The organism is Rectinema subterraneum, assembly GCA_009768935.1.
Taxonomy (GTDB): domain Bacteria; phylum Spirochaetota; class Spirochaetia; order Treponematales; family Rectinemataceae; genus Rectinema; species Rectinema subterraneum.
Map to the genome: position 1 here is coordinate 116,750 of WESA01000001.1, position 19,078 is coordinate 135,827.

16 protein-coding genes are annotated in these 19,078 nt (G+C 57.7%); all 16 read right to left on the reverse strand.

Annotation, left to right across the window (positions count from 1 at the left end; all coding sequences use genetic code 11):
* Nucleotides 1-3 precede the first annotated feature (3 nt).
* The 16 genes from modA to purL all read right to left on the reverse strand — a co-directional run bounded on the left by modA (nt 4) and on the right by purL (nt 18,992).
* A complete protein-coding gene (modA, locus tag GAP13_RS00515; protein ID WP_158905111.1) occupies nt 4-771 on the reverse strand; it encodes a molybdate ABC transporter substrate-binding protein in 768 nt (255 codons plus the stop codon).
* 17 nt (nt 772-788) lie between these two features.
* Nucleotides 789-1,712 carry an MOSC domain-containing protein gene (locus GAP13_RS00520; RefSeq protein ID WP_241864247.1) on the reverse strand — a complete coding sequence of 308 codons (924 nt, stop codon included), beginning with the start codon at nt 1,710-1,712 and terminating at the stop codon, nt 789-791.
* 16 nt (nt 1,713-1,728) lie between these two features.
* Nucleotides 1,729-2,700, reverse strand: a complete 972-nt coding sequence (locus GAP13_RS00525) for a GTP 3',8-cyclase MoaA (RefSeq protein WP_158905115.1) — start codon at nt 2,698-2,700, stop codon at nt 1,729-1,731.
* Nucleotides 2,687-3,166, reverse strand: coding sequence for a cyclic pyranopterin monophosphate synthase MoaC (gene moaC / locus GAP13_RS00530; RefSeq protein WP_158905117.1), 480 nt, complete (start codon nt 3,164-3,166; stop codon nt 2,687-2,689). The genes GAP13_RS00525 and moaC overlap by 14 nt, the downstream gene beginning before the upstream one ends.
* Nucleotides 3,167-4,195: a molybdopterin-binding protein gene (locus GAP13_RS00535; RefSeq protein ID WP_186338801.1), complete on the reverse strand. Its 1,029-nt coding sequence runs from the start codon at nt 4,193-4,195 to the stop codon at nt 3,167-3,169. It abuts the gene before it with no gap.
* A complete protein-coding gene (locus GAP13_RS00540) occupies nt 4,192-4,536 on the reverse strand; it encodes a winged helix-turn-helix domain-containing protein (RefSeq protein WP_158905120.1) in 345 nt (114 codons plus the stop codon). Before GAP13_RS00540 ends, GAP13_RS00535 begins: the two co-directional genes overlap by 4 nt.
* Nucleotides 4,537-4,701: 165 nt before the next feature.
* Nucleotides 4,702-5,592 (reverse strand): prenyltransferase, encoded by an 891-nt coding sequence (locus GAP13_RS00545; RefSeq protein ID WP_158905135.1) that lies wholly within the window; start codon nt 5,590-5,592, stop codon nt 4,702-4,704.
* Between the two features lie 130 nt (nt 5,593-5,722).
* The gene (gene guaB / locus GAP13_RS00550) at nt 5,723-7,201 is read right to left on the reverse strand and encodes an IMP dehydrogenase (protein ID WP_158905143.1); all 1,479 of its coding nucleotides are present in this window, start codon (nt 7,199-7,201) and stop codon (nt 5,723-5,725) included.
* Nucleotides 7,202-7,311: 110 nt separating this feature from the next.
* Nucleotides 7,312-9,081 (reverse strand): bifunctional phosphoribosylaminoimidazolecarboxamide formyltransferase/inosine monophosphate cyclohydrolase, encoded by a 1,770-nt coding sequence (locus GAP13_RS00555; RefSeq protein ID WP_158905146.1) that lies wholly within the window; start codon nt 9,079-9,081, stop codon nt 7,312-7,314.
* Nucleotides 9,053-9,724 carry a phosphoribosylglycinamide formyltransferase gene (gene purN / locus GAP13_RS00560; protein ID WP_158905148.1) on the reverse strand — a complete coding sequence of 224 codons (672 nt, stop codon included), beginning with the start codon at nt 9,722-9,724 and terminating at the stop codon, nt 9,053-9,055. Before purN ends, GAP13_RS00555 begins: the two co-directional genes overlap by 29 nt.
* Entirely contained in the window at nt 9,721-12,048 is a 2,328-nt protein-coding gene (gene purD / locus GAP13_RS13045; protein ID WP_222126101.1) for a phosphoribosylamine--glycine ligase, read from the reverse strand. The genes purN and purD overlap by 4 nt, the downstream gene beginning before the upstream one ends.
* On the reverse strand, nt 12,045-13,589 hold the full coding sequence (purF, locus tag GAP13_RS00570) for an amidophosphoribosyltransferase (RefSeq protein WP_158905150.1): 1,545 nt from the start codon (nt 13,587-13,589) through the stop codon (nt 12,045-12,047). Before purF ends, purD begins: the two co-directional genes overlap by 4 nt.
* Nucleotides 13,586-14,083: an AIR carboxylase family protein gene (locus GAP13_RS00575; RefSeq protein ID WP_158905152.1), complete on the reverse strand. Its 498-nt coding sequence runs from the start codon at nt 14,081-14,083 to the stop codon at nt 13,586-13,588. The genes purF and GAP13_RS00575 overlap by 4 nt, the downstream gene beginning before the upstream one ends.
* 35 nt (nt 14,084-14,118) lie before the next feature.
* Nucleotides 14,119-15,123 carry a phosphoribosylaminoimidazolesuccinocarboxamide synthase gene (locus GAP13_RS00580; RefSeq protein ID WP_158905154.1) on the reverse strand — a complete coding sequence of 335 codons (1,005 nt, stop codon included), beginning with the start codon at nt 15,121-15,123 and terminating at the stop codon, nt 14,119-14,121.
* 9 nt (nt 15,124-15,132) lie between these two features.
* Nucleotides 15,133-15,894, reverse strand: a complete 762-nt coding sequence (gene purQ / locus GAP13_RS00585; RefSeq protein ID WP_158905156.1) for a phosphoribosylformylglycinamidine synthase I — start codon at nt 15,892-15,894, stop codon at nt 15,133-15,135.
* The gene (purL, locus tag GAP13_RS00590; protein ID WP_158905158.1) at nt 15,891-18,992 is read right to left on the reverse strand and encodes a phosphoribosylformylglycinamidine synthase subunit PurL; all 3,102 of its coding nucleotides are present in this window, start codon (nt 18,990-18,992) and stop codon (nt 15,891-15,893) included. Before purL ends, purQ begins: the two co-directional genes overlap by 4 nt.
* Between the last annotated feature and the right edge of the window lie 86 nt (nt 18,993-19,078).

Sequence of the window (19,078 nt, forward strand, 5' to 3'; positions counted from 1 at the left end):
AGGCTAGATAACCGAAAACCCGTACTTGGCAAAGATTCTGGCAGCCTCGTCGCAGAACAGGAAGTCCTCGAACGCTTTTGCTTCCTTGGGATGAGCACTATCCTTTACGACGCCGACGGGATAGACGATCTTCTGGTGGCTGTTCTCGGGAGCAATGGCCGAAACGGTCACCTTGTCGCTGATCTGGGCATCAGTGGAATAGACGACGCCTGCATCGACATTGCCGGTTTCAACCCAGAACAGGACCTCCCGAACATCCTTTGCCAGCACCAGCTTGCCTGCAATGGCATCACTGAGCCCCAGGTTCCTGAACACTTGTACTGCATACTGGCCAGCGGGTACCGACTTGGGATCGCCAAGGCCGATCTTCGTCACAGAGGGATTGCGCAGATCGTCAAAGCTGGAGAGCTTGATCCCGTTCTTGGGGACGACGAGGACGACGTAGTTTTCCAGGATGTTCCTGACCGTCGAAGTATCCATCAGCCCCTTGTCGATGAGAGCTTGCATCTGCTTGAGCCCAGCGGAAAAAAACAGGTCTGCAGGAGCTCCCTGCTCGATCTGCTGCTGCAGAGCCCCGGAAGATCCGTAGTTGCAGCGGATTATGATCGACGGATTCTTTGCCATGTAGACGGCCTTCAACTCATTCATGCAATCCATCAGACTGGCCGCGGCGCTGATCAGCAACTCGGTTTTCTGCCTGGAAGAGCCCTGGGCGAATCCCGCGACAACGCTCAACAAGACAAACAGACATACGAAAAACCGTTTCTTCATAATTTCCCCTCTCTTTTCTATATATGTGAATCCACGGCACATTCGCCCTGGGTCCCTTGCAGAATAGCCAGGCCGTGGGGCAGTGATTCCAGAATAGCCTGGAGATTTTCCACCGCGGCCTTGGGACTGCCAGGAAGATTGACGATGAGCGTTTGTTTGCGCGTTGCACAGACCGCGCGGCTGAGTGAAGCCCGTGCCGTGACGGAGAGACTCCGCAACCTCATCAGTTCGGCGAGGCCTGGAACCATCCGCTCCGCGATGTCGATTGTCGCCTCCGGCGTAACATCCCTGAGCGAAAGGCCGGTGCCGCCGGTAGTCAGAAGCAGGTCAGCGGTATAGGAATCGCAGATGCGCGCCATCAGGGCGGAGAGCTGCTCCCGGTCATCGGGCAAGAGCGCGGTACCGACAACCTCATATCCCTCTTCTGTCACTAAATGGTGCAGTGCGGGAGTACTTTCATCCTTCCGCTCTCCCGCATATCCCTTGTCGGAAGCGCAGAGGATGAAAACGCGCTGTGCCGTATAGGCCTCGATCGGCATGCCAGGCCTTAGAATTCCCCCGTGGAGTACCCTGGCGAAGGCCCCTTCGGTGGGCATGATGCACTTTCCCATTCGTTTCTGGATATCGCACCCGCTGTGACAAACCTTGCCGATCTGGGTCATGCGCAGTACCACATCGCCACAGACAAGGGCTGTCCCCACCGGCAGACAGGGGAAATCGAGACCATACGCGAGGAGGTTCTCGCCAAAATCGCCATCGGCGACATTCGCCCCCTGCCGGTTGAAGGCATCGACCGTGTCGGCCGAGAGCAGGCTGATCTGTCGATGCCATGTACCGGCATGGGCATCGCCCTCGATGCCCCAGTTTGCCTTCAGAGTGGCCTCTTTCATCGGCCGTTTTGGCGTTCCCTTTTCACTGCTGGCACAGATCGCCTTAATCATTCCCCTTTGCACGTCCTTAACCTCCGACAGAAGAGAGCGGCCACTCGACCGGTCCCGTCTGAAACGCATGACGAAGCTGCTTCCTTAGCACGAATGCCTCGATGCGGCGGCAAATTTCCTCAGGTGGGCTGCCGCGCTCGAGTAACTGCCTGATATCCAGACGATCCGGGTGATAGAGACAGGTCTTCAGCTGTCCTTCATTGGTGAGACGGAGCCGCTGGCACTGCGAACAGAAGCAGCTGGTCAATGCTCCGATGAACCCGACGTCGACGCCGCCGAAGCGCCGATATTCCGCGGGACCGGATCCCCAGGGCTCCGAGCCCTTAGGCCCGCGGGGGGACGCCTCTTCCCCGTACTCCTCGCCAAGAAAGGCGACGAGAGTCGCCGTGGAAACCCCTTCCCATCGAGCTCCGTCTCCGAAGGGCATCAGCTCGATAAAGCGGAGGGGAATGCCGAGCTTCCGTGCAAAGGCCATCAACTGACGGACCTGATTCCTGTAGGTGTCGGCGAGGAGCACGCAATTGAGCTTGACCGCAAGGCCTTCGGACAGGGCCGCAGCGATACCCTCCAGCACGGGCCGGACCGGGAAGCCTCCCGTCAGGGAAGCATACAAGTCCGCATCGACGGCATCGAGACTGACGTTCACCGATTGGATGCCTGCCTCTTTTAAGGCACGGGCGTCCCGAACGAGGCTTGTGCCATTGGTGGTCAACGCAAGCCGTTCGAATCCAAGCGAAGAGAGTCGGGCAATCAGCGGGATGAGCCCAGGGCGAACAGTCGGTTCCCCACCGGTAATGCGCAGGGCTCGTATGCCCATGGATCGGAACAGGGAACAAAGGAAGACCAACTGGTCATCGGATAGACCCCGGTGAACGACTCCCGGCCCGCAGTAACGACAGCGATAGTTGCAAGCCTCCGTCACCGAGAGCCTGAGATAGGTGTGGATCCGACCGAAGGAGTCCCGGAGCCCGGCATCACCGTCGGTCATAGCACCCGCTCTTTCCTCCATCCTTGAACTGGAGATGGACATCCTCCACATGCATTGAACGGTCGATTGCCTTGCAGAAGTCATAGATGGTCAACAGAGAGATGGTCGCTCCCGTGAGAGCTTCCATCTCAACTCCCGTCTTCCCCGTAGAGGCAACTGTACAGACTGCCTCTATGGCACACTCCTCGGACAGAAGTCGAAAATCGAGCTGGGCGGAAGTCAACAGCAGGTTATGACAGAGGGGAATGAGGGACGATGTCTGCTTGGTAGCCATGATACCGGCAATGCGGGCTGCGGCGAGCACATCCCCCTTCGGGACGGTCCCACCGGCGATGGCATCGAAGGCCTGCCTGCTCATAAAGATCCTGCCGGACGCGATGGCCGTGCGTTTCGTATCCACCTTAGCAGAGACATCGACCATGATGGCCTTGCCGTCCTCATCGACATGGGTCATTGCACCATTCATCTAAATGCCTCCGTTGCCGAACCCACAGTTGGGAAAGGTGCAGGTACGACACTTCAGACAGAGCCCGCCATTGCCGAGGGAGGCGATATCGTGAGCTGTGACGGGAATCCGCGCCACGAAACGGGGCAGCAGAATGTCGAAAATCGTCCTGTCCTCATACATGACGCATCCCGGAAGGCCGAGGACCGGCACGTCGCCGATGTAGGAGACAAGGAACATCGCACCGGGTAGTACAGGAGCCCCGTAACTTACGATCCTCGCCCCGCTGTTCCTAATGGCCTTCGGGGTCCGGTCGTCGGGGTCGACGCTCATGCCTCCCGTGCAGAGCACCATCTCTTCCCCATCAGCGACGGCCTGCTTGATGCAGGAGCTAATATAGACCTCGTCGTCTCCGGTCAGAATCTTCCTGGAGACCGACACGCCTACTTCGGCGAGCTTTTTCTCGACGACTCGGGAGAAGGTATCCTCGATGATGCCCTTCTTGACCTCGTTGCCGGTTACCAGGACTGTACAGCGCCTGATCACATACGGCTTTATGGAGAGCACAGGGTTGGAAACACCAGCGATAGCCGCTACCTGATCCATCTTTGCCGCATCGATCACCAGGGGAATGACCCGCATGCCGGCCAGCTTGTCGCCCTTTTTCACCCGGGCATAATTGTGGCGCGTGGCGATTATGACATCCCCAAGGCTGTTGATGCGGAGCAACCGCTCCAGATCGATCTGCAGCACACCTTCGCACGTGGCTTTCAACTCGATCTTCCCCTCCTTGACCTCGCTCCTCTCCATGTGGTCGTTTTTTGTGGCATTGCAGAGGATCTCGGCAGCCTCGTTTTCGTGGAGCATGCCCTCCTGCTTCTCCCACACATAGAGGTTCTCCTTCCCCATAGAAAGAAGGACAGGAATATCCTCTTCCCTGACAACATGCCCCTTGCGAAAACGGGCATCCTTGGTCACCCCCACGATAATCTGCGTCATGTCATGACAGAGGATATGACCCACTGCGTCCTGCGTACGGATAAGTTTCACTGTTGTGCCTCGGGGAAATAGCGTTGAAAACAGGCCTCAACTGCCTTGTACGAATCGGCTACGAAGGCATCGTACCGCTCCATGAAGGAGCGGCCTTTTTCGGTAAGGGATGAGCCTCCGCCTGCCGCCCCGCCGATGCTCTTCACTGTCAGCGGATAGCCCAGTTTCTTTTCTGCAACGTGGATGATCTTCCACGCTTTGGAATAGGACATCCCCATCATATTTGCGGCTGCGGAGAGCGACTTGGCGGTATCGATATTATGGAGCAACTCATTGACACCGGGACCGAAAAACGATCCATCCGAAGTAAAAGGTATACGGATGTAAAAAGAAAAAGCCATGGGCAATCACCGTTATTTTTTCAAAAATATAAGGAACTACAGAAGGAGTATAAGGCTATGCCGTGATGCTTGTCAACAAATGCATAATGTCACGAACATTGTATATAAAACGCCTTAAGGAATGGCAAACACCGGGAAAAGAAAAAGCGGAGTATGTTCCTCAACTTAATTCAGAAAACCTTTGCTAAAAATGAGCATTAAGGACAGAGCAGCAATCTGGGCTGCTGACTGAACCATGAAAGCAAGCGATATTTTCCCCATGATTGGCCCTTTTGTCTCATGTGAATAGCCAATACGATGCATCCGGTTCAGAATAAAAACCACGCCGATACCGCCCAGCATTGCGCACCACGCTGAATACAGAGGAAGAATCCCGGAAAAGCCGAAAATCATAAGCAAGAGCAGCGCAGAACCCATTTCAACATAAATAAGCAAAGGAGCGAGAGCCTTCCCAAGGACGACGGCCAAGGTCCACCGTCCCGCGGCGGAATCGCCCTCTATATCGCAGGCATTATTCGCGGACAGAATCGCGGCAATTGCAAGAGTCTGGGGAAGCGATACAAGCAGAAACCGGCCGGAGATAGTGCCTGTAAGTACATAAAGACATATGCAGAAATAGACAGATCCCAGAAACCCACCTGCAAAAAGCTCACCAAAAGGAGTGCTTGATATCGGTTTTGGGCCTGCGCTGTAAAAGAAACCTACGAGCATCGAGCAGAGCCCCAGCACCATAAGCGGCAGTCCGACCATCCAGGTGAGCGCAAACCCGATAGCGCCCGCGAGCCCGAAACATATGAGGCTTATTCCTAAAGCCGAGCCGGGGGAAACTCCTTCGTGAATCAGGACCTTCGCCTCTTCCCTGTTGAACCGGGGATCGTCCACATTGCGGTACCAGTCAAAATACGTATTGAAACCAGTAGTCCCCATATCCACCAGTAAGCCCGCGACGCCCAGCAGTAGCGCTTTGAGCGGATCGACGGAGCCTTTCACGGCAAGCGCATACAAAAGGCCAATGCTGTAGGTCGACGCACTTACGATCTTGGTCCGGAGTTCCACTATACCGGAAAATTGTCTGAAGGTCACAGCCCTTTATACACTCTGAAAACAGGCAAAAGCAATATCGGCATCTTGTGCGCTTCGACTGTCAGCACGGGGCGCAGGCGGGCTGGCGGACGCAGACGGGCGCTCAATCCCTCTTCTGGTAGTTCGGCGCTTCCTTAGTGATCACGATGCTGTGCGGGTGACTCTCGGCGTAGGCGGCGGCGGTTATGCGCACCATGCGGGCTTTGCGGAGTTCAGTGAAAGTGCGGGCGCCGGCGTAGCCCATGCCCGAGCGGAGGCCGCCCAACATCTGTACCATGTAATCCGAAAGCTTGCCGCGGTAGGGAACCATGCCCTCCACGCCTTCGGGAACAAGCTTGCCATTGCTCTGGCCGGAGCCATAGCGGTCGCGGCCATAGCCCTGGAGGGCGCCAACCGAGCCCATTCCGCGATAGCTCTTGAACTGGCGGCCCTCGTACAGCACAAGCTCGCCCGGCGCTTCTTCGAGCCCGGCGAGGAGGCTGCCGAGCATCACAGTTTCGGCACCTGCAGCGATGGCTTTGACAATATCGCCAGAATAGCGGATACCGCCATCGGCGATGACAGGGATCCCATAGGCACGGGCGGCCTTGGCACACTCATAGATTGCGGACAGTTGGGGCATGCCGGCTCCCGAAATGATGCGCGTTGTGCAGATCGAGCCGGCACCGACACCAACCTTGACTGCCGATGCGCCAGCTTCGATGAGCGCGCGCGTACCCTCTGCGGTCACCACATTGCCCGCGATGACAGGAATATGCGGAGCAGCCGACCTGATGCGCCTGATAGCATCGATGACCTTTTTCGAGTGGCCATGGGCTGTATCTACTACGAGCACATCGACGCCGCGAGATGCAAGGAGGGCGACGCGTTCCTCGAGGTCGGCTCCTACACCGACTGCAGCACCCGCAAGAAGCCTTCCGCGGCTGTCTGTAGCGGCATCGGGATATTCATCTCTCTTGAAAATGTCTTTGATGGTGATGAGGCCTTTGAGGCGCCCCTCGCTGTCCACGAGGGGAAGTTTTTCGATTTTGTGCTGGCGAAGAATAGCTTTCGCTTCTTCAATCGAAGTGCCCGCAGGCGCGGTGACGAGATTCTGCTTTGTCATGAATTCGGAAATCGGCTTCTGCATGTCCTCCGGGCCGCAGAAACGTCTGTCGCGGTTGGTGATGATGCCGACGAGCCGCTCCGTTTGCGGATCGACCACAGGAATGCCAGAGATGCGATAGGTTTCCATGAGATGCTCAGCCTCGGCAAGCGTCGCGGTTTCGGGGAGCCAGACGGGATCGGAAATCATGCCTGACTCGGAGCGCTTGACTTTGTAGACCTCTGCAGCCTGTGCCTCGGGTGACATGTTACGGTGGATGATACCGATACCCCCAATGCGCGCAATCGCAATTGCAAGACGCGAATCGGTCACGGTATCCATAGCAGCGGAGAGTACAGGGGCCTTGAGCCGGATGCCTGGCACCAATTCTGCTGAAATATCGACTTCGGAAGGTAAAACTTCGCTGTAGCCGGGGACGATGAGGACATCGTCGAAGGTGAGCCCTTCTGCTCCGCCTGAAAATGATTCAAAACCCATATAGGTATCCTCCTTGTAGTGTTCCGAACCTTGTGTAAAACGCAGACCGGGCGGCCGCTTCTTCTTGCACTAGCCTCACAGCCTATTAGGCCGCCCGTTTGATGGCTCGCTCAATGCCTGAAGTGCCGCACTCCAGTATGCACCACTGCCAAGCCAAGCCTGTCGGCCGCGGCGAGCACCTCCACATCCCGCACCGACCCACCCGGATGCACCACCGCGGTCACCCCCGCCTCCGCCGCTGCCTCTATGCCGTCCGCAAACGGGAAGAACGCATCCGAAGCCATAACCGCACCCTTCGCCCGCGCCCCTGCCCGCTCACACGCCTGTCGCACTGCATCGACACGATTCGTCTGTCCGCCGCCTATGCCAACCGACGCATGCCCTTTGGCAAGCACTATCGCATTCGATTTAACGTGCTGTACAAGTTTCCATGCGAAGCGCAGACTTTCCATTTCTGCTTCTGTTGGCTGGCGTGCGCTTACGACGCGCCACGTTGTATCGATGGGGTCGCCGCGATCCGGCTCTTGTACCAAAAGTCCGCCTGCTGCCGACCTCAGTTCTTTACACAAGGTTGAGAACACTAAGGGATCGGCCTCAACCAGGCGCAAATTCTTCTTTGCCTTGAGCACATCCCTTGCATCCTCCTCGAAGCTGGGCGCAGCGACACATTCTAGAAAAAGCTCTCTCAAGGCTTCCGCAGTGCTGACATCGAGCGGGCGATTCAGCGCTACAATCCCGCCGAATGCTGAAACAGGGTCGCAGGCAAGCGCGGCCTCATAGGCATCCTTAAGGTTCTCCGCCTCTGCTGCGCCGCAGGGCGAAAGGTGCTTGACAATGACTGCGGCAGGCTGCTCGAAAGAGAGGACTGCGCGCCAGGCGGCATCGAGATCAAGCAAGTTATTGTATGATAATTCTTTACCACCGAGAACTTGCCCACCGAGCGGGCCGCGCACTTTAGGTTGAATGGAGTCAGAACGCCCACCGAGCGGGCCGCGCACTATAGGTTGAATGGACTCAGAACTCCCACCAATGGACCCGCGTACTTGCGGCTGCCCAGGGCTTGGGCCACCACTTTCCACGATTGGTGAAACAGCGCTGCCGCCCTCGCTTGCAAAAGAACCTTCTTTCCGCATGCTTACAAAACTGCCGCCCCAATCCCCCACAGGAATTACAAAAAAGGCCTTCTGGTGAGGGTTTTCCCCATAGCGAAGGGTCCTCTCCACTATGCCTCTGAATTCAAAGCTGGCAGGCAGGATGCCGCTTGCTAGCGCCGCGCCGGTCGCGGCTTCACGCTCTGCAGCGCCGCCGGCTTTCTGAGCAAACCACTCCGCTATCGCTCTGTCATAAGCCGCAGTGTGCGCAAAGGCTTTTGCAGCAAGCTCGCGCCGCGTTTCAGCACCTATCCCGCCGCTCTCCGCTTCCAAAGCAATGCGCTCGTAATCCTCAGGATCGCAGATAACGCACACACGCGCAAAATTCTTTGCAGCTGCGCGGATGAGCGCGACGCCGCCGATATCGATCTGTTCAATAATTTCAGCTTCGGAAGCATTCGCTTGAGCCGCAGTCTTCTCGAAGGGGTATAAATTCACAACTACTAGATCAATAGGCTTGTAGCCATGAGCTCGCAGCTCCTCGAGATCGGCAGGCTCAGGACGAGCAAGGATGCCTGCATGGATTGCAGGATGCAATGTCTTCACTCTGCCGGAGAGCAGCTCGGACGAACCGGTATACTCAGCAATATCGACAGGCTCTATGCCAGCGCCGCGCAGTGCCGCTGAGGTACCGCCGGAAGCGAGGAATGTCCAGCCGAGCAGGGCTAATCTTTGGGCGAATTGTTCAAGGCCCTTCTTGTCATAGACCGAAATCAGCGCGAGAGGCATTGGCTATCTCCTTTTCATAAAAATAATTGATGCTTTTGCTGCGCGCGAGATCCTCCACCATTGCGACGACTTCGCGGTGTTCCACGCTGTGTATGCGCGCGGTGAGAATCTCGAGGGTATCTTCTTTATAAATGGGCACTTCTGCAAATCTCAGAACGGGGCCAGCGTCTACGCCTTCGTCAGGCACTAGGTGCAGCATGACGCCGGTTTTTTCAATGCTTCCTGCGAGGAACGCTTCGAATGCCCGCTCGATGGCATGTGTTCCCGGAAATGTTCCCGGCAAGGCTGGATGAAGATTGATTACTCTCTCCGGAAAATGCTGCAAAAAAGCCTGGCTCAGAAGGCGCATCCAGCCGAGAAGTAGTACATAATCAGGCCTCCATGATCGCACAATGACAGCAAGCCGCTCATCGTAGGCGAGCCGCTCGGGGGAGCCCCGTTTTGCTCTCGCCGGCCCGGGTAGAATGAATGAAGGTATGCCATGCTGCACGGCTCGCTGCACGCAGCCAGCTCCGGGGACATCACAGACGAGCCCTTCGATGCGCGCGCCACGAATGCTGCCTGATTCTATAGCATCGAGCAAGGCTTGAAAATTCGATCCTTCGCCAGAGGCCAGAACCACAAGCCGCAACACGTTGCTCATACGAATAGCACCTTTCCGCTGCCTGGAACAAGTTTGCCAATCACAAAGGCTGGCTCAGGGAGCAACGCCCGCATTCGATCCGTTTCATTCGCCCCAACAATCACAACCATGCCAATCCCCAGATTGAAGACGCGGCGCATCTCTTCATCCGAAACCGAGCCCCAGGCTTGCAGAAGCATGAAAAGCGGCGGCCAGGTCCAGCTGTCTGCGCGGATGCGCGCATCAAGATGCGGCGGCAAAATTCGGGGTAGATTCTCTACCATACCACCGCCAGTGATGTGTGCAAGCGCCTTGACAGGGCTGGGCTGAGCTTCGAGCGCGCGCTCTAGCAAAGGAAGATATGATCGATGCGGGCGCAAAAGCGCATCAGCAAGGCTTTCGCCCAATTCTGGCTGGACTTCTTCGAGATCCATGCCTGCAATAACCGCGCGCGCCAGCGAGTACCCATTCGTATGAAGCCCGGAAGAAGCGAGCCCCAAAAGAATGTCGTCTTCAGAAAGATCCGCGCGAGGCAAAAGCTTTTCCGCTTCCGCTGCGCCCACAATCGTCCCCGCGATATCCATCTCTCCAGCTTGATAGGTGCCCGGCATTTCCGCAGTCTCCCCGCCCAGGAGCGCACATCCAGCCTCCCGGCATGCTTGAGCCATGCCGCTCACCACCTCCGCGACATGCTCAGGATCGAGCTTGCCCGCCGCAATGTAATCCATAAAGAAAAGTGGCCTGGCGCCCTGCACAAGAATATCGTTGATTGAATGATTGACAATATCCATGCCGAGCCCCTCAAGGCGGCCGAGCGCGAGTCCAAGACTCGTCTTTGTCCCGACGCCGTCGGTGGACGCAACCAGCACTGGCTTTACAAACCCCTTGAGCACCGAGGCATCGAACTGGCCGCCAAATGCCCCGATACCAGCCACAACCTCGGGCCCATAGGTCGAGCGTACCGCTTCTTTCATGAGCTCGACTGCCCGATTGCCCGCATCGATATTGACACCAGCTTTTGCATAGGCGCTTTCGGCGCCTTCCGAGTCGTGCGATTCAACCCGTCCGAGCGCAGCGCAAATAGCTTTGGCAACTCGGTCTGCTCGATTTCCGATGTCGCTTCGGTACTGCATTCCATCAAAATGAATCTGCGTTACAGTCTCATAGGCAACAGCGCGCGCCTCCTCAAGCGAAGCGCCCAAGCCGACAACCGAGAGCACTCTGCCCCCGGCGCTGACCAGTTCGTCGCCGGGCTTTTTCGTGCCAGGCTTCTTCGTGCCCGCGTGCAGGCAAAAAGCGCGCTCAGGGAGCACTCCGATACGAATTGGTTTTTCCGTCACAGGCCGTTCAGGATACCCTTTGGAAGCTAGAACGATGCATACCGCAGCACTAGACACTCTCAGATCCAGGGGTGTTACGCGAATTGCTCCGCGCGCACACGTTTCAAGAAGCACGAGCAAATCGGACCTGATGAGCGGCAGAATGGCCTGGGTCTCCGGATCCCCGAAGCGAGCATTATACTCGAGCACTTTTGGGCCTTCTTCGGTGAGCATGAGCCCTGCATAGAGAGCTCCCACAAAGGGAGTCCCCTCTTCCGCAAGCCCTCTCATCGCCGGTTCGATGACAATACGAGCCAGCTGTTCAGCTTCTTCAATGGTACAGGCTGGAGCGAATGCTCCCATGCCGCCTGTATTCGGCCCTTTATCGCCATCCTCGAGGCGCTTATGATCGCAGGCTGCCGGCAGGACTTTGTATGATGTTCCATCGCACAGGGCGATCAGCGAAAGTTCCTCGCCTTCGAGTTTTTCCTCGATCACAATGTCTCCGCCAAGCTCGAGCAGAGTATCGATGGCCGCCTCTGTCTCCTCGAGGGATGATGGAACAATGACCCCTTTCCCAGCAGCAAGCCCCGATGCCTTCACGACAACAGGCCTGACAAAGTTCCGAGCCCAGCGCTTGGCTTGCTCAGCATCAGAAAAACTTTTTCCTTCGGCTGTCGGTATGCCGTGCCGCCTCATAAATGCCTTTGCAAAGGCTTTCGAGCTTTCGATCCGCGCCGCAGCTGCCGAAGGGCCGAAACACAGAATTCCCTGCTCCCGCACCCGATCGGCCAATCCTGCTGCAAGCGGCGCCTCAGGCCCTATCACAACCAGGTCAGCCTGCATTGCCACAGCGAGCGAAACAAGCCCTTCAATATCGCCCAGCGCAACCGCAGCAAGTTCGCCAACATCCGCCATGCCAGGATTCCCCGGCGCAATAACGAGCTTTTCGCACAAAGGAGACGCGGCAATTGCCATGGCGAGGGCATGTTCCCGCGCACCCGATCCGACAAGCAGCACGTTCATACCTGCCCCCTTCCGATTGTCTCCGGATGTCCGGAAGCCTCGGCACTCCTCTCAGTCTCGAAGCTCTCCTTGGTAAATCCTTCGTCCACTGGAATCGGGTACTGCCCGTCGAAGCATGCCCTGCAGAGCCCTTTCACACCAATCGCTTCCGAAAGCCCTTCGATGCTGAGATACGCAAGGGAATCCGCCCCTAGCAAGCGAGCAATCTCGTCCTCTCCCTTGCCCACTGCGATGAGCTCGTTAGGCGTTCCCATATCGACCCCCATATAGCAAGGATGCAGTATGCGCGGCGAAGCGATCCGCAGATGCACTTCGCGTGCTCCCGCCTGTCTGCAGAGCTTTACGAGCGGCGCGGTTGTCGTACCTCTGACAATGGAATCATCGACGAGTACAATGCGAGCTCCTTCGAGGGTCTCTCTCAAGGGGCTGAACTTGAGCGCGACGCCCTGGCGCCGCAATGCCTTTGTCGGCTCGATGAAGGTGCGCCCGATATAGCGGTTTTTTACAAGCCCTTCGCCGAATGGAATGCCGGATTGCCGCGCATATCCGATCGCGGCCGCAATCGAAGAATCCGGCACCGGAATAACAATATCAGCCGCGGCCGGCGCTTCCTCCGCGAGAATCTCACCCAGCCGACGCCTGACCGCATGGATATTCTTTCCATTCCAGACTGAATCCGGCCTCGAAAAATACACATACTCGAAACTGCATGCTGCATGTGAAACATCTATATCAGCACGAGCCCGCTGAACGAGTCCTTTCGTATCAAAGTGCAGGATTTCGCCGGGTGAAATTTCTTCATAGAATGAACAGCCCATCACCCTCAGCGCTGACGTCTCCGAAGCAACCGCAAACCCGCCCGCATCGATGCGCCCCCACGCAAGAGGCCTGAAGCCCCACGGATCGCGCACCGCATAAACACCCTCAGCAGTAAGAATCACAAGTGAATAGGCGCCAACCCATTCTTTCATTGCCGCTTCAATTCGTTCGATCCAGTCCGAGCCCTGCGTGCCCGCAAGCATCATGGCTAGAAGCTCGCTGTCTGAGCCTGTCATAAGCCCGAGCCCGCGCGACAGCAACGTTTTCCGCAGGGCGGGAGCATTTGCGATATTGCCATTGTGACCAAGGGCGAGTGGCCCATACTGGGTATCGATGACAAATGGCTGGGCGTTTCGTGCGCTCGATTTTCCTGTGGTCGAGTAGCGCGTATGCCCGATCGCGATGCTGCCGGCAAGCGCGGAGAGGTTCTGATCCCTGAACACTTGCGACACAAGTCCCACATCTTTGTGCATGTGAATCGAACCCTTATCCAGCGTCGCAATCCCTGCCGATTCCTGCCCACGATGCTGAAGCGCAAAGAGTCCGAAAAACGCGACACGCGCTGCTTCGTCAGCAATGACTGCAACGATGCCGCAGGACTCTCGCGGCTGCGAGTCATCCGGATAAGGCTCGCCCGGACGCGGTTTGCCCGAACGCCACCCATTGGCGCTCCCCCCGCAATGGCGCGGCTCATGTGAAAACCGCTCACAATCCAGGTTCATTCAGCCCGCCCCGCTTTCAATACCTTCTCATCTTCTTCGATGAGCCTGTCTGCATTCTGTTTTTGAAAGCTCGCTATTCGCCCGCGAAGCTCTGTATTTTCAAGCGCGAAAAGCTTTGCCACAAAGAGTGCCGCGTTGGCCGGATCGAGTATAAGCGCAGGAGCCACTCCCGAAGGCATGCGCAAGCTCGACCAGATGTCGACCATTGCCCATTGCTCCGAAGGTGGCGGGCAAGCGATCACCGGATACGGCGTCGCCGCATCGACAAGGCCAGAGAGCGCATTCGAACGCCCCGCCACGGTGATGTACACTGTAGGAATCTCTTCGGCTTCGTAACGGCCGATCATGTCGAGAAGTCGGCAAGGCGTCTTGTGCGCTGACGCGATACGTACCAACGACATAATCCCGAAGCTGCCTAACGCACGCTGGATCGCATCCACATGCGCCATATCAGCAGGCGAACCTGCCAATATCACAACTCGTCCTTGTACCATTTCAGCCTCCATTTTGGCTTGCGCTTCCTGGCGCTTTACCCCCGCCGCGATTTGCCCGCGCCTGCTTCAACGCCTCTTCTCACCGCCCGCTCCCTGGCAAGCGCCTCGAGCACGCGCCCCTCCACCGGATACGCTGAGGGCACAAAATCCATGCCCGTCAGGCGCTCGTACAATTCTTGATAGACTAGGCTTGCCTGCACCCAGAGGGCATCAGGCATCAGAGGCGGTTCCCCATCGCCTCGGTAACCCTTTTCCGCATAGGCAAGCCGCACAAATTCCTTGTCGCGGCTTTCCGGCTCCTGCCCTGCCTCGAAGCGCTCAGCATAGCTCGAAGCCAGCCAGAATCGCGAAGAATCCGGTGTATGCACCTCGTCTATCAGCATGAGCGTCCCATCCGAGTTAAGGCCAAACTCGTATTTGGTGTCAACGAGGATGAGCCCAGCGCGCACAGCAACCTCTGTCCCTCGTTCGAATAACGCAATGGCCGCATCCTGCACTGCGCTCCAGGTGCGGGCATCGAGGTAGCCTTTTTCGACCACTTCGCGCGGTTCGAGGCGCTCGTCGTGCCCTGTCGGGCCTCCCTTGGTGGTGGGCGTAATAATAGGCTGAGGAAGCTTCTGGTTCTTGCGCATGCCTTCGGGAAAGCGCTGGCCGTAGATAACCCGCTCGCCGAGCTCGTATCGGCGCCACAGGGCAGTCGAGGTGACCCCGGTGATATAGCCACGAACCACGACTTCGACCGGAAGCGGCCTTGCCTCGCGAACCACTGAGCAATGCGGATCAGGTACCGAAATCAGATGGTTATCGATGATATCCGCAGTCTGCCTGAACCAGAATGCCGACAGCTCGTTCAGCACCTGTCCCTTGAAAGGCACTCGCGCAAGCACCCGATCGAAGGCCGAAAGCCTGTCCGTAGTCGCAATGAAGCGCGTGCCGCCTTCAAGCCCCCACCATTCGCGGACCTTGCCCTCGCCTTCTGCGCGCCCTGTGCTGTTAAACGCTTTTGGCAAAAGCATTTGGATCAAATTTTCAGACACCATCGCAGCCCCCTACGATCTTGCATATTCAATTCCATTTCTAAACAGCCTGAGCGCTCCATCCTCCGCCCACCCCGGCATCGATGCAGACTGCCATGGAAAGACAGCATTTTCGGGGTGTGGCATGAGGCCGAGCACATTCCCGTCCGAATTGCAGATACCCGCAATATCGCCAATCGAGCCATTCGGATTGTCCGGATAGGATCCTTGTGCGGGCTCTCCCCTTTCATTTGCATATTCGAGCGCTATACAGCCTGCAACCCGCAAGCTCTCCACCACATTGGGCAAGCTCGAAGCAAAGCGCCCCTCTCCGTGCGCTACAGGACACGAAAACCCCTCAATTCCCCGAGTCCAGATCGAATTCGAGGTGCTTGCGCGAAGGCGAACCCAGCGGCACTCGAAATTTCCTCGCGCATTCTGCGCAAGAGTGAATGTGTGGCGCTCGAACGGCGCGCCCGGAAGGATGCCGGTTTTGATCAACGCCTGAAAGCCATTGCAGATACCGAGCACGGGCCGCTTCTCTTCTACAAAGCGCATAACCGCCTCTGCAAAAAAGCATTCGAAGTCCAGCGCCAGCAGCTTGCCCGCCCCAAGTGCATCGCCGTATGAAAAGCCGCCGGGAATTACGAGCATTCCATAGTCGAGGAGCAGCGCCGGCCTTTCTCTGAGCTCCGAGAGAGGCAACAGGACTGTTGTGCCACCCGCATACTCTATTGCCTCGGCGACATCATAATCGCGGTTGGTGCCGGGAGCCTTGAGCACAAGCGCTTTCATGGCAGCACCTCCCCCGCTGAATCCTTCCATGCTTTCAGCATGTCGGAAATCGAAACAGAGAGAATTTCGCTGTCCCCATCGTGAATTCTCATTACCGGCATCTGCGAAACCGCGCCAATCCGGAACGCCTGCTCCTCTCCAAAATGCCGCCCGAAGGCTTCATCTTGGCCTGCGCGAACCTCCACAAGAAGACATCCGGCGCTCTCCCCAAAGAGCAGAAGATCACGCACCATCCCATGGAGCCCAAGTGGGCTTGCTGCACACTCTTTCATCGCTCTGCCTGCTGGCTCTTGGGACGGAGGCAGCACAATGTCAGCGCCCTTTCTTCCGCCCATGCACATCTCCGCAAGCGCCAGTGTGAGCCCACCCTCCGACAGATCGTGCGCCGCGGCAACCTCGCCGGCTTGCATCGCTTCGAACAGCGCCTTGTACACCACCTGCGCGCCAGGATCGACTCCCGGCACCGCCCCTAGGTCAGCTTCAGCCCCCGCTGCGTCCTTATCCAGGAACGAAGGCTCAAAGCGCCCCACCAGCCATATCGAATCACCAGGCGATTTCAAAAACGAAGTCACAGCTTTCGAGACATCAGGCACAAAACCGAGCGCTGATACCAGAAGCGAAGGCGGTACCGCATGCCTTCTGCCGTCCGGCCCTAAATATTCATTGTAGAAAGAATCCTTCCCCGAGATGATGGGCGTGCCGAAGGCAAGCGCCGCGTCCCGCAAGCCCCTCGCCGACTCGAGCAGCGCCCACATCACTGCTGGATCATTCGGGTCGCCCATGCAGAAATTGTCCAAAATCGCGATCCGCTCGGGATCTGAGCCAACCGCTACCGCATTCCGAACCGCCTCGTCGACGACTGCCCATGCCGCCCGGTACGGATCGATTTCCGCATAATCCGGCCGCAGAGCATTCGAAAGGGCAATGCCCCAGGCTCCGCCCGTGCCCTGCGGCTTCAGCACCGCCGCATCCTGCGGCGCATCGCCCTCAGGGCCCGCAAATGGCTTGACGACAGTTCCGCCCTGCACCTCATAGTCGTAGCGCCGCACAATGCGCTCGCACGACACATTTTTAAAAAAGGGGGTCAGACCCCTTTTTTTAACTTTTTGCGGCGCGCCTTTAGGTAAAGAAGTGGTCTGACCCCTATTTTTAACTGGCGCCTCCGCCACGAGCCGTTTTTGCGGAATTCCCTTGTGGACAAATTCCATCGGCAGGTCGAGCACAACTTCGCCGCGCATCCTGATGACAAGCCTGCCATCGCCCCGGAACGAGCCGATATCCCAGAACTCCGAGCCAAAGCGCGAGCAAAGCTCCGCGAACGCCCCCACGCTCACTTCCGGAACCGCCAGCACCATCCGCTCCTGCGCCTCCGAAAGCCATATCTCCCACGGCGCAAGCCCCGGATACTTTGTCCCGATTTTTTCAAGCTCGATGTCCGCCCCGAGTTCTGACGCCATCTCTCCCACCGCCGACGAGAGCCCACCAGCCCCGCAATCCGTCACCGCATCGTAGAGCCCCGCGTCGCGCGCCGCCAACAGCACATCGAGCGTACGCTTCTGGACAATTGGGTCTCCAATCTGCACCGAAGCACCCGCGACATCGCCTGTCGAACCGTCCATGCGCATCGAAGAAAAAGTCGCCCCCCGAATACCGTCGCGCCCCGTGCGCCCGCCAAGCACGATCACCCTGTCCCCAGCCTTTGGCTCATGGTGGTGCACGCCTGCCGGCGCCAATCCCACACAACCGCAATAGACAAGCGGATTGGCCGCATATCCCGGATGAAAATGAATCGCCCCGTTCACCGTAGGGATGCCCATTTTATTGCCGTAATCTTCGACGCCCGCGACCACCCCGCGTGCAATCATTCGCGGATGCAGGCTCCCCTGCGGCAGCTCTTCTTCCGGCATATCCGGCGGCCCAAAACAGAGAATGTCCATCACCGCAATCGGCCGCGCAGAAACCCCCATGATATCGCGAATGACCCCGCCCACTCCGGTGTTCGCCCCTCCAAACGGCTCGATCGCCGATGGATGGTTGTGCGTCTCCACCTTGAATGAGATATCCCACTGCCCGTCGAAGCTCACGATGCCCGCATTATCCACGAACGCTGATCGCACCCAGGGCGCAGCGATTTCTTCGGTTGTCTTCTTTATATATGTGGAAAATATTCCGTGGACGACGGGGGGGTATGGCGAATGCGGCTGCGCGGCATTTTCAAGCTTTCCCGCTGCGCCCGCCGCCGCGTCTTTCTGCCAAAGCTCGCCCCGCACCTCGACATCTGCCTTGAATGTCTTGTGCACGCAGTGTTCACTCCAGGTCTGTGCGATCATCTCGAGCTCGACATCGGTCGCCGCTCTCCCTGCGCCCGCGAACCATGTCCGAATCGCGCACATTTCCTCGAGGTCGAGCGCGAGCCTGCGTTCGGCGGAGAGCGCGATGAGGGCCGCATCATCCATTGCAGCAATATCGTACGTTTCCACCGGTACGGGCCTCGCGCTTTCCTGCGGGAAAACCGGCCTTATCTCCCCGAATTCCCATCGCTCGATCACCGGATTGGCCAGAAGCATTTTTGTTATGCGCGCAACACTCTGCTCATCGAGCCAGTCGGCCTCGAGCTCCCAGCGTACCCCGGTCGCTGCCCGCTTGAGGCCTTTCACACCGAGTTCCTGTGCCGCCCGCACGATTTCGATTGCAACAGGATCGGTCACTCCCGGCTTGCGGCAGATTTCGACGACGCGCGGGCTGCTCGCCCCTGCGCCTGCAATCTCCGCAGGCGCCAGGCTTACAATTTCTGCAGCCGCCGCACCTCCAAAATCTCCCGTGCGCGCGCCCCCAGCATCTATTGCCTCGCTCCGTCCTTGCCCAACCACTTCCCACCGGAACTCCTGCTCCACAGGGTCCGAAAAAAGAAAAAGCCCGAGGAGATTCATCTCCTCGGGCGCTATTTCGCCTTCAACAAAATACAGCGCAATCTGGCGCGCACTGCGCAATGTCCCCATGCTAAGCGCGCGCACATCAGCCTGCAAGGCTTCGATGCGCGGTCCTCCCGAACCCTTGTTTCGCACCTCGATGCGATACAGAAAATTTCTGGTCGCCATATCCATATGTAGCAGGTCGCGCCGCTCTGTGTCAAGATAGCCTCCTCAGGGCCGCGCCGCTCTCAACATGAACCGTGCTTCGCCGC

Bases quoted from the DNA above. Each gene is read 5' to 3' on its own strand.
- guaB (WP_158905143.1), bottom strand. From the start codon at position 7,201: ATGGGTTTTGAATCATTTTCAGGCGGAGCAGAAGGGCTCACCTTCGAC.
- GAP13_RS00555 (WP_158905146.1), bottom strand. From the start codon at position 9,081: ATGCCTCTCGCGCTGATTTCGGTCTATGACAAGAAGGGCCTTGAACAA.
- GAP13_RS00575 (WP_158905152.1), bottom strand. From the start codon at position 14,083: ATGGTACAAGGACGAGTTGTGATATTGGCAGGTTCGCCTGCTGATATG.
- GAP13_RS00540 (WP_158905120.1), bottom strand. From the start codon at position 4,536: ATGGCTTTTTCTTTTTACATCCGTATACCTTTTACTTCGGATGGATCG.
- purD (WP_222126101.1), bottom strand. From the start codon at position 12,048: ATGAACGTGCTGCTTGTCGGATCGGGTGCGCGGGAACATGCCCTCGCC.
- GAP13_RS00525 (WP_158905115.1), bottom strand. From the start codon at position 2,700: ATGACCGACGGTGATGCCGGGCTCCGGGACTCCTTCGGTCGGATCCAC.
- modA (WP_158905111.1), bottom strand. From the start codon at position 771: ATGAAGAAACGGTTTTTCGTATGTCTGTTTGTCTTGTTGAGCGTTGTC.
- moaC (WP_158905117.1), bottom strand. From the start codon at position 3,166: ATGAATGGTGCAATGACCCATGTCGATGAGGACGGCAAGGCCATCATG.
- purF (WP_158905150.1), bottom strand. From the start codon at position 13,589: ATGAACCTGGATTGTGAGCGGTTTTCACATGAGCCGCGCCATTGCGGG.
- purN (WP_158905148.1), bottom strand. From the start codon at position 9,724: ATGAGCAACGTGTTGCGGCTTGTGGTTCTGGCCTCTGGCGAAGGATCG.
- GAP13_RS00520 (WP_241864247.1), bottom strand. From the start codon at position 1,712: ATGATTAAGGCGATCTGTGCCAGCAGTGAAAAGGGAACGCCAAAACGG.
- purL (WP_158905158.1), bottom strand. From the start codon at position 18,992: ATGGCGACCAGAAATTTTCTGTATCGCATCGAGGTGCGAAACAAGGGT.
- GAP13_RS00580 (WP_158905154.1), bottom strand. From the start codon at position 15,123: ATGGTGTCTGAAAATTTGATCCAAATGCTTTTGCCAAAAGCGTTTAAC.
- purQ (WP_158905156.1), bottom strand. From the start codon at position 15,894: ATGAAAGCGCTTGTGCTCAAGGCTCCCGGCACCAACCGCGATTATGAT.